A 13,184-nucleotide genomic window follows, 5' to 3' on the forward strand; every position below is an offset into this window, starting at 1 on the left:
AAAGGATCAACACGACATGCGCTCTCTTCGCCGCGCCCTCACCACCGCCGCCGCGGTGAGCGTCCTCGCGCTCTCCGTCACCTCCTGCTCAGACGACGGCGCCACCGTCCGCTTCGGCTACATCGGCGACTACAACGGCGCCAGCCTGCTCGCCGTCGCCCAGAAGCAGGGGCTCTGGGAGAAGCAGGGGCTCACCCCCGAGATCAAGGTCTTCACGAATGGACCGCTCCAGATCCAGGCACTCGGCGCCGGCGACCTGGACTTCGGCTACATCGGCCCCGGCGCCATGTGGCTGCCCGCCTCCGGCAAGGCCAAGGTCGTCTCCATCAACACGCTCGGCTTCGCCGACCGGGTGATCGGCCGGCCCGGCGTCAAGAGCATGCAGGACCTCAAGGGCAAGAAGGTCGGCGTGCCCGAGGGCACCTCCGGCGACATGGTGCTCAACCTGGCACTGAAGAAGGCCGGGATGACGGCCGCCGACATCCAGAAGGTCCCCATGGACCCGGCGACGGTGGTGTCGGCGTTCTCGGCCGGGCAGATCGACGGCGCCGGCCTCTGGTACCCGCTGATCGACACGATCAAGGAGAAGGTGCCGGACATGACGGAGATCGCCAGCACCCGCGAGTACCCCGACAACTCCTTCCCGAACGCCTTCGTCAGCGGCACCGACACCGACCAGGAGCTGACCACCAAGGTGATCAAGGTGCTGCAGGAGGCCAACGACTGGCGGGCCGCGCACCCCGAGGAGACCATCAACGAGACGGCCGCCCTGCTCAAGCTCGACCCGGCCAAGGTCAAGTCGGACGCGGCGAACGTCGAGGTCATGTCCACCGCCGACCTGGTCGCCAAGACCAAGGACGGCACGGTCGCCAAGTGGCTGAACAGCCTCGGCGACTTCTTCGTCGGCACCGGCCAGCTCAAGTCGCTGCCCGAACCGTCGTCGTACTACACCGGCGACCTCTACGAGAAGGCGTACGGCAAGTGAACCTGCTGTTCCTCATGACCGACCAGCACCGGGTGGACACGCTCGGCTGCTACGGCAACCCGCACGTGGCCACGCCCAACCTCGACCGGCTGGCCGCGAGCGGCACCCGGTTCGACCGGTTCTACACGCCGACGGCCATCTGCACGCCGGCGCGGGCCAGCCTGCTCACCGGGCAGGCCCCGTTCCGGCACCGGCTGCTGGCCAACTACGAGCGCAACGTCGGCTACCTGGAGGACCTGCGCGACGACGCGTTCACCTTCCCGTCCGCGCTCAAGGAGCGCGGCTACCAGCTCGGGCTGATCGGCAAGTGGCACGGCGGCACCCGCCGCAACGCCGCCTCCTACGGCTTCGACGGCCCCGACCTGCCCGGCTGGCACAACCCGGTGGACCATCCCGACTACCTCGCCTACCTGGAGGAGCGGGGGCTGCCGCCGTACAAGATCTCGGACCTGATCCGGGGGACGACGCCGAACGGCAACCCGGGCAACCTGCTGGCCGGGCGGCTGCACCAGCCGGTCGAGGCCACCTTCGAGCACTACCTGGCGACGCGGACGATCGAGCACCTCGACCGGTACGCCGCCGACGGCCGCCCCTTCTACCTGGCCGCGCACTTCTTCGGGCCGCACCTGCCGTACCTGCTGCCTGACGAGTACTTCGACATGTACGACCCGGAGCTGGTGGAGCTGCCGCCATCGATTGCCGAGACGTTCGAGGGCAAACCGCCGGTGCAGCGCAACTACAGCGCCCACTGGGCGTTCGACACCCTGCCCATCGAGATCACCCGCAAGCTCATCGCGGTCTACTGGGGCTACGTGACGCTCATCGACCAGCAGCTCGGCCGCATCCTCGACCGCCTCGACGAGCTGGGGCTGAGCGACGACACCTCGGTCTTCTTCACCGCCGACCACGGCGAGTTCACCGGCGCCCACCGGCTGCACGACAAGGGCCCGGCCATGTACGAGGACATCTACCGTATCCCCGGCATCGTCCGCGTGCCCGGCGCGCCGCCGCAGGTCAGGAACGAGTTCGTCACCCTCACCGACTGCACGGCGACGATCCTGGAACTGGCCGGCTGCGACCCGGAGCCCGCCGTGGACAGCCGCAGCCTCCTGCCCCTGGTGCGCGGCGAGCATCCGGAGTGGCCGGGCGAGCTGCTGGCCGAGTACCACGGCCACCATTTTCCCTACCCCCAGCGGATGATCCGCGACGACCGCTACAAGCTCGTCGTCAACCCCGAGTCCGTCAACGAGCTCTACGACCTGCACGCGGACCCGTACGAGCTGAGCAACCGCTACACCCACCCCGAGCTGGCGGGGGTCCGCCGCCGCCTCATGCGCAGGCTGTACGACCTGCTGCGCGAGCGCGGCGACAACTTCTACCACTGGATGACCCCGATGTACGACATCGGCGCCTCCGACTACGACCCCACGCTCAGCTCCTTCGAGAAGGAGGACGCCACCGGGTGATTCCCGTTGCGCATGGGACGGCGAAAGCCCTGCGACCCGCCGCCGAGTGTGTTTGACTCACGCGGTAATCACACCCTCTGGGAGGGTTTCACCATGGGGGAGTTCGTGGGGATCGACCCCAGCCGAGCACACGACCTCATCCGCCGCCTCGAAGCCGGCAGCCTGCTGCTGGGCGGCGTGCGTCCGCTGGTGGACGCGGCCGTGGCGGAGGCCGGCGACGACTGGGCCGGCCCCCCCCCCCGCGCGACCGCGCTGCGGCGGGCGCAGGAGTTCCTGCACGACGCGCGGCGGGAGCTCAGGTGGCGCATCGACGCCGCCGAGCAGCTGGTGCCGGTGCGCGAGCGCGGCCTGCTCACGGCCGTGTTCCCGTTCGCCTGTGAGGCGGAGGCCACGCGGGCGGCCGCCGAGACGGCCACGGCCGTTCTCGCGGCCCTCGCCACGGGCCGCCCCGACGAGGTCGAGCGCGCCTTTGCCGCCATCACCGGAGGCGAGGCGACGAACGGAGCACCCGGCGAAGCGGCCTCCGCGACGCCGCGCGAAGCGGTGGGTGATCCGGCCTATGCGGCGGCGTTGCTGGGCGCGCTCGGGCCCGGCGGCCTGGTTCTCGTTCTGCGTGGCTGGTCGGAGGTAGAGGTGCCCGGCGAACGCGACGGTCTGCCGCCCGCCGCGCTCGTCCGGGCGGCCTCCGCCTCCCCCGGTCTGCTGGCGCGGGCCTTCGCCGCCGCCGAGCGCACCGGCAGGCTCGGAGAGGAGTGGCGCGAGCTGCCCGCGACCGCTCCGGCCGACGTGCTGACCACGCTGATCGCGCTGGCCCGCCCGTCGGGCGCGTTCCTCAACGTGGTCGCGGTCGAGCTGCTGAACCGCCGCCCGGACGCCGGTCCCGACTGGAACCTGCACCACCTCGCGCACGCCTACCGCTCCTTCCCGGAGGCGCTGCAGGAGCTGCTGGCCGAGCACCAGAAGGAGACCGGCGTCCTGCTGGACGCCTACGCCCTCGGCACCCACCCCGCCTACGAACGGGCGCTCGCCGCGGCGCTGCGGCACGCGCTGGAGCCGGGCGCGGGCGCGGACGGCCTGCGCGAGCGGGCCTGGTCCGGCCTGACCGGCGCCCTGGACGCCGGCCACCGCCTGTGGCAGGACCTGGAGACCTTTCGCGAAGCCGGAGAGCGCGTATGACCAGCAAGCACCAACTCCTCCGGCAGGCCGCCGAGAAGGAGTCCCTGGCCTCCACCTTCACCCGCTACGCCCGCCGCCTGACCGGCGCGCTCGACGGCGTGCCGGCGCACCCGCAGGAGTGCGAGGCGTTCTGGACCGGGCCTGCCGCCGAACGGTTCGCCGAGCGGGCCGCGGGGCTGCGCCGCGAGCTGGCCGAGCTGGAGGACACCTGCCTGGCCACCGCCGAGAACCTGCGCCGCCGGGCCCGCCGGCTGCGCGAGGACGCCGCCGCGGCCGGCGGCCGGCAAGGCGACTGGCAGGGCGCGCAATAATCCGCAACCATTTGCGCTCCCACGCAAAAGGCTGACGAAAAACCGAAAGTTGCGCACATCTCCTTGTGGACCGGTGTGCGGGGGACCTACTGTCGCGTCACCCCCCGACCCTCGGACGCCCCGAGAGAAGTGAGCACCGGATGCGCCGTATCCCCCTTCTGGCCGTGTCGGCCTTACTCGCCGTCGCCGGGCTCGCCCCGGCCACCCCCGCGGCCGCCGCAGGACGGGCTCCCGTGGTGACGCGAGCGGGCCTGGACCCCGCCCTGGTCGCCGGCCGTGGCGCGGCGGTGGACTTCGCCGAGCAGGAGGCGGAGAACGCCGCCACGAACGGCACCGTCATCGGCCCCGACCGGACCGCGTACACGCTGCCGTCCGAGGCGTCGGGCCGCCGGGCCGTGCGGCTCGCGCCCGGCCAGCACGTCGAGTTCACGCTGCCGGCCGCGGCCAACGCCCTGACCGTGCGCTACAGCATCCCGGACGCGCCGGGCGGCGGCGGGATCACCGCGCCGCTGGAGGTCACGGTCAACGGCGGCGACCGGCGGACCATGACGCTGACCTCGCAGTACTCGTGGCTCTACAACCAGTACCCGTTCTCGAACGACCCCCAGGCGGACCTGCTGCACCCCGACTGGTGGATCACCGAGTGCGCGTGCGTGCCGAACGCCACCGCGCCGCCGCCGGTCGTCGCCAAGCCGTTCCGCCCCCACCACTTCTACGACGAGCAGCGGCTGCTGCTCGGCCGCGCCTACCGCGCGGGCGACCGGGTACGGCTGACCGCGCCCGCGCGCGGCGGCGCGGCCTGGACCGTCATCGACCTGATGGACTCCCAGCTCGTCGGCCCGCCGCGGCTGGTGCCGGGGGCGAACGTGGTGGCCTTCGGCGCCGACCCCACGGGCCGGCGCGAGTCGGCGGAGGCGTTCGACCGGGCCGTCGCCTTCGCCAAGCGGGCCCGACTGAAGGTGTACGTGCCGCCGGGGACGTACCAGGTGAACCGGCACATCGTCGTGGACGACGTCACCATCGCCGGCGCGGGGAGCTGGCACACGATCATCAAGGGCCGCGAGGTCGCGCTGCCCGCCCCCGCGCCCGACGGCTCCGTCCACACGGGCGTCGGCTTCTACGGCAGGCCCGCCGCCGAGGGCGGCAGCAGGAACGTGCACCTGTCCGGCTTCGCCATCGAGGGCGACGTGCGCGAACGCGTGGACACCGACCAGGTCAACGGCGTCGGCGGCGCGCTCAGCGACTCCACCATCGAGGGCCTGCACATCCGTCACACCAAGGTCGGCATGTGGTTCGACGGGCCGATGACGAACCTGCGGATCACCGGCAACATGATCGTCGACCAGGTCGCCGACGCGATCAACTTCCACACCGGCGTCACGGACTCGGTCATCGCGGGCAACGTCATCCGTAACACCGGCGACGACGCCATCGCCCTGTGGTCGGAGAAGAGCGCCGACGCGGGCAACCGCGTCGAGCGCAACACCGTGCAGTCGCCCGCGCTGGCCAACGGCATCGCCGTCTACGGCGGCCGGGACAACACGGTCTCCGGCAACCTGGTGGCCGACCCGGTCCGCGAGGGCAGCGCCCTGCACGCCGGCTCCCGCTTCGGGGCCGAGCCGTTCGAGGGGCGGCTGACGATCTCCGGCAACACCACGGTGCGGGCGGGGACGTACGAGCTGAACTGGAACATCGGGCTCGGCGCGATCTGGCTCTACGCCCTGGAGCGGGACATCGCCGCCGACGTGCGGGCCACCGGCAACCACTTCCTCGACAGCACCTACAACGCGATCATGCTGGTCAGCGAGTGGTCGGTGAAGGACCTGTACGCGATCACGAACGTGCACTTCAAGGACACCCGCGTGGACGGCACGGGGACGTCGGTGGTGAGCGCCCGGGTCAAGGGGTCGGCGACGTTCGAGAACGTGGACGCGCGCAACGTCGGCGCGGTCGGCGTGAACAACTGCGGCTCCTTCGGCTTCCCGTCCACCGGCTCGGAGTTCACGCTGACCGACCTCGGCGGCAACGACGGCGGCTGGCTCGCGCCGTGGATGCTGCCGAACACGATCACCTGCGACGACCGCCCGCCGGTGGTGCCGCCACCGCCGCCGTCCCGCTGGTGACCCGGAGCGCTATCCGCGCATGCCCTCCAGGCCCCTGACCACGGTGGTGGTCAGGGTGCCGACCTCGCCGATGCCGATCGTCACCGTGTCGCCGTCCTGGAGGGTGAACGGCAGGTCGGGCACCAGGCTCGTGCCCGTGGCCAGCACCGCGCCGTCGGGGAAGACGTCCGCGCGGAACAGGTAGCCGGCCAGCTCGTCGAGGCGGCGGTGCAGGTCGGAGGTGGACGACTTGCCGTCCCACACGGTCGCGCCGCCGCGGGCGATGGTGAGCGTGATGTCCAGCGCGTACGGGTCCGCGACCTCCCACGCGGGCCGGATGGCCGGGCCGACCGCGCACGCGCCCAGGTAGATCTTGGCCTGCGGCAGGTAGAGCGGGTTGACGCCCTCGATGGTGCGGGAGCTGACGTCGTCCACGACCGTGTAGCCGACGATCTCGCCGGCCGCGTTGAGTACCAGGCCGAGCTCCGGTTCCGGCACGTCGATCTCCGAGTCCGCCCGCACCGCGATGCGGCCGCCGTCGCCGGTCACCTTCCAGGCGACGGACTTGAAGAACAGCTCGGGCCGCTCGGCGTCGTAGACCAGCTCGTACACGTCGGCGGCCCGCTCGCTCTCCAGCACCCGCGCCTCGCGCGAGCGCCGGTAGGTGACGCCCGCCGCCCACACCTCCATCAGCCCGTCGACCGGGGCCAGCCTGCGCACCGCCGCCGAGGGGTGCCGGGCGCCGCCGGGGGCGGTGACGCGCTCGCGCAGCTCCGCGGCCGGCAGCCGCAGCAGCTCGCCTACGGTGGTGACGCCGGACAGCTCGGTCACGTGCTCGCCGTCGTCGACGCCGACCGCGTCGGCGCCGGACAAGGGGCTGACGAAGCGTACGATGTGCATGCCTGCTCCTAGCGCGAAAGTCCCGTTCGACAGCAAGTCTCCCCCATCACGCCTTTCGCCGTCGCGTCAGACCACGTCGAAGTCGGCCATCATCGCCATGTCCTCGTGCTCCAGGTTGTGGCAGTGCAGCATGTACCTGCCGCGGTGACCGGCGAAGCGAGCCAGCACGTCCACGACCTCGTACGGCCGCACGTCGACGGTGTCCTTCCAGCCGCCGTCCGTCGCCGACGGCGGCCGCCCGTTGCGTGCCAGCACCAGGAAGTGGGCCAGGTGCAGGTGCACGGGATGGTGGAAGTCGCTGGTGAAGCGCCAGATTTCGGCGGTGCCGAGCCGGGGCCTGGCCAGCGGGACGCCGGGCCGGTAGGGCTCGCCGTTGATCGTCCAGGCGGTCTCGCCGCGCCGGAAGTCGAACCGGCGGGTGGCGACCGCCGGCCCCACGTCGGCGGGACGCATCGCCCTGCGGGAGAGCGCCTTCGGCACGGCGCTGTCGTCGGCGGCGCGGCGGGCGACGACGAAGCGCACCACGTTCCCGGCGGAGCCCTCGCCCAAGGCGTTGACCAGGGTGACCGCGGTGCCGACGGGGTAGGCGGAGAAGTCGACCAGCACGTCCTGGCGCTCGCCGGGCGCGAGCGGGATCTCCTCGTGCGCCACTGGCGCTGCCAGCAGCCCGGCGTCACTGCCGATCTGCACGAACGGCGTGCCGCCCGGCGCGAGCCGCAGCAGGTAGCGGCGGGCGTTGGAGGCGTTGACCAGGCGCAGGCGGTGCCGGGTCGCGGTGACCTCGGCGACCGGCCAGGGAGCGCCGTTGACGAGGACGACGTCGCCCGCGACGCCCTCCATGTGGTCGCCGCCGAAGTGCCCGCCCGCCGCGTGGTCGGGGTAGCGGAAGGAGCCGTCCGCGGCGAAGGAGCGGTCGCAGATGAGCAGCGGCAGCTCCCGCTCGCCCCCGGGGAGGGGCAGGGCGTCCTCCTCGTCGTCGCGTACCAGGGCGAGGCCGGCCAGGCCGCGCCACACCTGCGGGGCCGTGTGGTCCATGCGGTGGTCGTGGTACCAGAGGGTGGCGGCGGGCTGGTCCACCGGGTAGCGGTACTCCTTCACGCCCTGATGGTGGGTCTCGGGGTGTCCGTGATGGTGGGCCGGGTAACCGGCGGGGACGACGAGGTCGGTGGGGTAGCCGTCGGCGTCCGGCGGGTTGACGCCGCCGTGCAGGTGGGTGGAGGTCGGGACGGGCAGCTCGTTGCGTACCGCGACGGTGACCGGCCGGCCGCGCCGCAGCTCGAACGTGGGGCCGGGGAAGGTCCCGTCGTACCCCCAGATCGGGGTGCGCAGGCCCGGGAGGATCTCCGCCTCGGCCGCCCGCTGGGTCACCTCGTAGCGGCCGGGGCCGACCGGCCGGGCGGGCGCGGGCACCGGGAGCGGCACCGTGAACGGCCTGGGCAAGGGCGCGAGGCTGGGCAGCAGCTCGCCGGAGCGCGCCCCGCACCCGGCGGCGGCGAGCCCGGCCGCGCCGAGCGCCCCCAGGAACGCCCTCCTCGACAGCCCGCTCATGCCGCGCTCCCCCGGCCGAAGCGCCAGGTCCAGGCGGTGAAGACGGCCGACAGCCCGAAGACGGCCATGCCGAGGGGGAAGTGCAGCGCGATGACCCGCCACTGGCCGAGCGCCACCTGGACCGTCTCGGCCGCCACGATCCCCAGGCTGGCCAGCGCCGGCCACAGGGGGCCGCGGGCGGGCCGCCACAGCAGGACCGCCGCCAGGAGTTGCAGGTACAGCAGGCTGTGGGTGACCCCGGCGTTGTCGCGGTGCCAGGCCAGCAGGTCCACGTCGCCGGTGACGAAGAGCCCGGCCAGCGCCGCCTGGGCCAGCACGCCGGCCAGGTGCGCGGTGGCGAGACCGCGCAGCGGCCACAGGACCCACGAGGGGATCGGGGAAGGGGTGGTCATGGGACGCCATCGTGCGCGACCGGGCCTCCCCCGGGCGTCGCCCGGGGGACGGCACTGGGGCGTACTCCCCGCGGAGTACGCCGGCCCGTTCCCGCCGCTGACGTACGCCCGCCGGACGACGCCCGGCCCGGCGGCGACGCTCTACGGTGTGGGCATGAGCAGCCGGAGAACAGACGCCCTGATCGCCGCGGGCGCCCTCGCCGGGATCGTCGGCGGCACGTACGCGAACCTGTCGTGGGCCGGTCCCGGCGAGCGGCCGCTCGACCCGGCGGGACTGATCCTGATCACCGTCACGGCGCTGTCGCTGGCCTGGCGGCGCGCGGCCCCGCTGACGGCCGGGATCGTCGCCGTCGCGGCGGGCGCCGTGTACTACGCCGCCCACTACCCGGGCGTGTTCGCCGCCGGGCCCGCGCTGGCCTCGATCTACACCCTCGCCTCGCTCGGCCGCCGGACGCAGGCGATCTGGCTGGCGGCGGGGCTGGCGCTGCCGGTGTACGGGCTCATGGCGCTGGCCGATCAGGACCCGTCGGTCGGCGACGGGATGACGCTGCTGAGCGGCTGGCTGGTCGCGATGGTCGTGATCGGCGAGGTGACGCGGAGCGGGCGGGCGTACCTGCGGGCGGTGGAGCAGCGCGCCGAGGAGGCCGAGCGCACCCGCGAGGAGGCGGCGCTGCGCCGGGCCGGCGAGGAGCGGCTGTGGATCGCGCAGGAGCTGCACGACTCGCTCACGCACACCATCTCCGTGGTCAACGTGCAGGCCGCGGTGGCGATGGAGCTGATGGACCGGGATCCGGCGCGGGCCAGGGAGGCGCTGGCGGCGGTCAAGGACTCCGGGCACGAGGCGATGCGCGAGCTGCGGGCCACGCTGGGCGTGCTGCGGCGGGCCGGTCCTGAGCGCGAGGCGGAGGCCGGGCTCGACGGGCTGCCCGGGCTGGTGTCCAGGGCCGGGCGGGCGGGGCTGCGGGTGTCGTACGAGGTGACCGGCGAGCCGTACCCGGTGCCGCCGGGGGTGGGGCGGGCCGCGTACCGGATCGCGCAGGAGGCGCTGACCAACGTGCTGCGCCACTCGGGCGCGGCGTCGGTCGCGGTGGCCGTCGGCTACGATCCGGCGGGGATCACGCTGGCGGTGGACGACGACGGCGAGGCCGCGACGGTCACGCCGGGGATGGGGCTGATCGGGATGCGCGAGCGCGCGGTCGCGGCGGGCGGCTCGCTGACGGCCGGGCCGGGCCCGGCCGGCGGCTTCAGCGTGCGCGCCGACCTGCCGGTGCCGGCGGTGGCGGCCAGGTGATCCGGGTCCTGCTGGCCGACGACCAGCCGCTCATCCGCGCCGGGTTCAAGGCGCTGCTGGAGCTGACCGACGACATCCGGGTGGTCGGCGAGGCCGGCGACGGAGCGCGGGCGGTCGAGCTGGCCCGGCGGCTGCGCCCCGACGTGGCGCTGCTCGACGTGCGGATGCCGCTGCTGGACGGCATCCAGGCCACCCGCAGGATCGGCGCCGACCCCGAGCTCGACGGCGTCCGCGTGGTGATCCTCACCAACTACGCGCTCGACGAGTACGTCTTCGCCGCGCTGCGGGCGGGGGCGTCCGGCTTCCTGCTGAAGGACATCGAGCCGGGCGACCTGCTGCGGTCGGTGCGGGTGGCGGCCCAGGGCGAGGCGCTGCTGTCGCCGTCGGTGACGCGCCGCCTCATCGAGGAGTACGTCAGCACCCCGCCCCGCCCGGCCGCCCGCCCCGAGGGGCTGGAGCGGCTGACCGAGCGGGAGCGCGAGATCGTCTCCCTGGTCGGCCGCGGCATGTCGAACGAGGAGATCGCCGCGCACCTGGTGATCAGCGCGGCCACCGCCAAGACGCACGTGAGCCGGTCGATGACCAAGCTGGGCGTGCGCGACCGGGCGCAGCTCGTCGTCCTCGCCTACGAGTCGGGGCTGGTCGTGCCGGGCGGCCGACCGTAGCGGGCCCAGCCTGTCAGACTCAGCCTGTCAGACTCAGCCCGTCAGCAGGACATAGGCGTTCAGCACCCAGATCAGCGTCCACAGCACGACGGCGCCGAGCCGGCCGTCCACCGTGCGGTCCCCGCTCATCAGGACCACCTCGCTTCCCCTTCCGCTCATCGTCGTCCTACCCGCTGACCGGCTTGCCGAGCGCGCTGCCGGCCAGCCAGTCCTCCCACGCCTTGGCCCACGGCGTCGGGCCGTTGCCGAAGCGCAGCTTCCTGGAGGTCCCGGTGACCTCGATGACGTCGCCGCGCTGGGTGAACTCGTAGAACCAGCGCGCGTCCTCCGGGCTGGCGTTGACGCAGCCGTGGCTGACGTTGCGGCTGCCCTGCGCGCCCGTGGACCACGGGGCGGCGTGGAAGAAGGTGCCGCTGTAGGTCATGCGGACGTTCCACTTGGTACGGATGCGGTATTCGCCCGGCTTGCCGACGGTCGCGGAGTCCATGATGGTCGTGGCGGCCTTCTCCTGCGCGATCATGACGCCGGAGTAGCTGTCGTCGCCGGGCTTGCCGAGACTGACCGGGATCGTCCTGACGACCTTGCCGCCGTCCCGCACCACGGCGCGGTGCGTGCTCGCGCTGACCTTCGTGATGTGCGAGGGGCCGACCGTGAAGCTCAGCTCGCGGTCCTTCGTGCCCCACACGTCCTCGCCCGCGCGCAGCCCCGCCAGATGCGCCACGACCGTGACCTTCTCCCCCACCGGCCAGTACTCGCGCGGCCTGAACTGCACCTCGCGCTCGCTCACCCAGCTCCACGCGCCCTCGACCGGCTCCGACATGCGCAACTCAAGCGCCCGCTCGATCCGCGCCCGGTCCGCCTTCGCGGTCACCGGCCGCGACAGCAGGAGCTGCACGGGCATCCCGACGCCGACCTTCTCGCCGTCCAGCGGCGACATGCCGCTCTCCAGCACCCGCTTCGGCTTGAGGGTGGTGAACGTGGCGGTCGCCGTGACCGGCTTGCCGTCGGCGCCCGTGGCCTCGGCGCTCACGGTGTAGCGGGCCGAGGGCCGTAACGGCCACCGGGGGCGCCAGGTGCCGTCGGCGGCGAGCGTGCCGCGCACTTGGCGGCCCTTCGCGTCGGCGACGCTCACGCCGGTGACCTTGCCCTGCGCCACCTTGACGGCGACGCCCGTGTCCGGCGGGACCTTCGTGGTCCCGTCGGCGGGCGTGATCGCCAGTCTGGCCACCGGGCCTCGCTCCGCCGGCGTGCCCGCGCCGCCCGGCCGCGCCTCACCGCCGATCCCGCCGGCTGACGTGCAGCCGGCGGTCAGGAGCAGCGCCGCGGCGAGGGCGCCGGCGATCGTCGTGCCGTTCCGCATGATGCCTCCCGCCTGAGGAGAGCGGACAGTCGCGCGTGTGAGCCACCGCCTCTTCCCCCGATGACGGCGGGCATGCGGATCACGGCCTCACGACCGACAATACGGACACCGGGACGACGTGGTTCATGCCCTTGGCGGCGCTCAGGCGAAGCGCTCCACCGTGACCGGGATCAGTCCCTGCCGGCGCACGGCCTGCCGGTGGTAGTTCAGCAGCGCCTCCAGCGTGGCCAGGGAGCCGCCGCCGAGCCGGGCGGTCACGTCCACGCACCAGGCGATCCCCGACCCGATGCGGCGCAGCTCCCATGTGAAGCCGTGTCCGCCGGCGCTGACGGACGCCTTGCCGACCACCCGCGGATCGTTCGTGGGCTCCAGCCGGAGCGCCGCCTGCGCGGCCGCGAGCCCGTCCGCGCCCAGCTCGCCGGCGAACAGGATGCGGTAGCGGCGGTCCCCGGCCTCCCCCGAGCTCAGCCGGAGCGGGGCCGTGGTGGGCAACGGCTGGCGGCGCCGGAAATGCTCGCGCAGCTCCTCCTCCTCGGGCAGCTCTCCCCCGCCGAGCCGCGCGTACGCCTCCCGCGCCGTGCGCCGGCCCGCCGGCCGTACCCGGGCGCGGAGCGCGCCGTCGGAGCGGATGAGCCTGCTGACCTCCGGCGCGGCCAGCCACTCCCCGGTCTCCGATCCCCACTCGGCGCTGTCGATGCCGGCCGCGGTGAAGTCCTCACAGAGGACGAACTCCTCCACGAGGACTCCCGCCAGGGACCGGTCATGTGCCGAGGTGGAGATCAGGTAGTAGTCCATTCCCCGCATGATCCTCGGCCCCGGATCGCCGGATCAAGTTTCCGCGCCGTGCCGGTGCCGGTCGCCGTCGTCGGTCTGACCGCAGGAGAAGGGAAGTGTGGCATCCGGGAGAACGGTTCACCGCGAACCAGGTGCGAGTGGCGGATGTCCAACCGATCGGGGATGGTCCCGGCGGGCGGGGCCGGCGAGTGGG

General features: G+C 73.2%; 12 protein-coding genes. 7 read left to right on the forward strand and 5 right to left on the reverse strand.

All coding sequences use genetic code 11. The features are described 5' to 3' along the window. Positions 1 to 16: 16 nt before the first annotated feature. The 5 genes from ACBR40_RS16730 (at position 17) to ACBR40_RS16750 (ending at position 6,061) form a co-directional block, all read left to right on the forward strand. A complete protein-coding gene (locus ACBR40_RS16730) occupies positions 17 to 985 on the forward strand; it encodes an aliphatic sulfonate ABC transporter substrate-binding protein (RefSeq protein WP_371249307.1) in 969 nt (322 codons plus the stop codon). Further along, positions 982 to 2,451, forward strand: a complete 1,470-nt coding sequence (locus ACBR40_RS16735) for a sulfatase-like hydrolase/transferase (protein ID WP_371249308.1) — start codon at positions 982 to 984, stop codon at positions 2,449 to 2,451. Before ACBR40_RS16730 ends, ACBR40_RS16735 begins: the two co-directional genes overlap by 4 nt. 93 nt (positions 2,452 to 2,544) lie before the next feature. Beyond that, positions 2,545 to 3,627, forward strand: coding sequence for a hypothetical protein (locus ACBR40_RS16740; RefSeq protein ID WP_371249309.1), 1,083 nt, complete (start codon positions 2,545 to 2,547; stop codon positions 3,625 to 3,627). Beyond that, complete coding sequence (locus tag ACBR40_RS16745; RefSeq protein WP_371249310.1) at positions 3,624 to 3,938, forward strand: WXG100 family type VII secretion target; 315 nt, start codon at positions 3,624 to 3,626, stop codon at positions 3,936 to 3,938. The genes ACBR40_RS16740 and ACBR40_RS16745 overlap by 4 nt, the downstream gene beginning before the upstream one ends. A 140-nt stretch (positions 3,939 to 4,078) precedes the next feature. Then, positions 4,079 to 6,061, forward strand: coding sequence for a glycosyl hydrolase family 28-related protein (locus ACBR40_RS16750; protein ID WP_371249311.1), 1,983 nt, complete (start codon positions 4,079 to 4,081; stop codon positions 6,059 to 6,061). 9 nt (positions 6,062 to 6,070) lie between these two features. Here the strand turns inward: ACBR40_RS16750 and ACBR40_RS16755 are convergent, their stop codons facing one another. The 3 genes from ACBR40_RS16755 to ACBR40_RS16765 all read right to left on the reverse strand — a co-directional run bounded on the left by ACBR40_RS16755 (position 6,071) and on the right by ACBR40_RS16765 (position 8,880). Continuing rightward, entirely contained in the window at positions 6,071 to 6,940 is an 870-nt protein-coding gene (locus tag ACBR40_RS16755; protein ID WP_344204619.1) for a fumarylacetoacetate hydrolase family protein, read from the reverse strand. 66 nt (positions 6,941 to 7,006) lie between these two features. Beyond that, a complete protein-coding gene (locus ACBR40_RS16760; protein WP_344204621.1) occupies positions 7,007 to 8,488 on the reverse strand; it encodes a multicopper oxidase domain-containing protein in 1,482 nt (493 codons plus the stop codon). Further along, positions 8,485 to 8,880, reverse strand: a complete 396-nt coding sequence (locus tag ACBR40_RS16765; RefSeq protein ID WP_344204623.1) for a hypothetical protein — start codon at positions 8,878 to 8,880, stop codon at positions 8,485 to 8,487. Before ACBR40_RS16765 ends, ACBR40_RS16760 begins: the two co-directional genes overlap by 4 nt. Here ACBR40_RS16765 and ACBR40_RS16770 point away from each other — a divergent pair. Next, positions 8,879 to 10,171 carry a sensor histidine kinase gene (locus tag ACBR40_RS16770; RefSeq protein ID WP_371249312.1) on the forward strand — a complete coding sequence of 431 codons (1,293 nt, stop codon included), beginning with the start codon at positions 8,879 to 8,881 and terminating at the stop codon, positions 10,169 to 10,171. The two genes, ACBR40_RS16765 and ACBR40_RS16770, sit on opposite strands and share 2 nt — an antisense overlap. Continuing rightward, positions 10,168 to 10,836: a response regulator transcription factor gene (locus ACBR40_RS16775; protein WP_344204626.1), complete on the forward strand. Its 669-nt coding sequence runs from the start codon at positions 10,168 to 10,170 to the stop codon at positions 10,834 to 10,836. The genes ACBR40_RS16770 and ACBR40_RS16775 overlap by 4 nt, the downstream gene beginning before the upstream one ends. A gap of 166 nt (positions 10,837 to 11,002) precedes the next feature. Here ACBR40_RS16775 and ACBR40_RS16780 read toward each other — a convergent pair whose 3' ends face one another. Together ACBR40_RS16780 and ACBR40_RS16785 are read right to left on the reverse strand one after the other, a co-directional pair. Beyond that, positions 11,003 to 12,196 (reverse strand): Ig-like domain-containing protein, encoded by a 1,194-nt coding sequence (locus tag ACBR40_RS16780; protein ID WP_344204627.1) that lies wholly within the window; start codon positions 12,194 to 12,196, stop codon positions 11,003 to 11,005. A 141-nt stretch (positions 12,197 to 12,337) separates the two neighbouring features. Next, positions 12,338 to 12,991: a hypothetical protein gene (locus ACBR40_RS16785; RefSeq protein ID WP_344204628.1), complete on the reverse strand. Its 654-nt coding sequence runs from the start codon at positions 12,989 to 12,991 to the stop codon at positions 12,338 to 12,340. Positions 12,992 to 13,184 lie beyond the last annotated feature (193 nt).

Origin of the sequence: Nonomuraea sp. AD125B, assembly GCF_041402765.1 — a bacterium.
GTDB classification, from domain to species: Bacteria; Actinomycetota; Actinomycetes; order Streptosporangiales; family Streptosporangiaceae; genus Nonomuraea; species Nonomuraea bangladeshensis.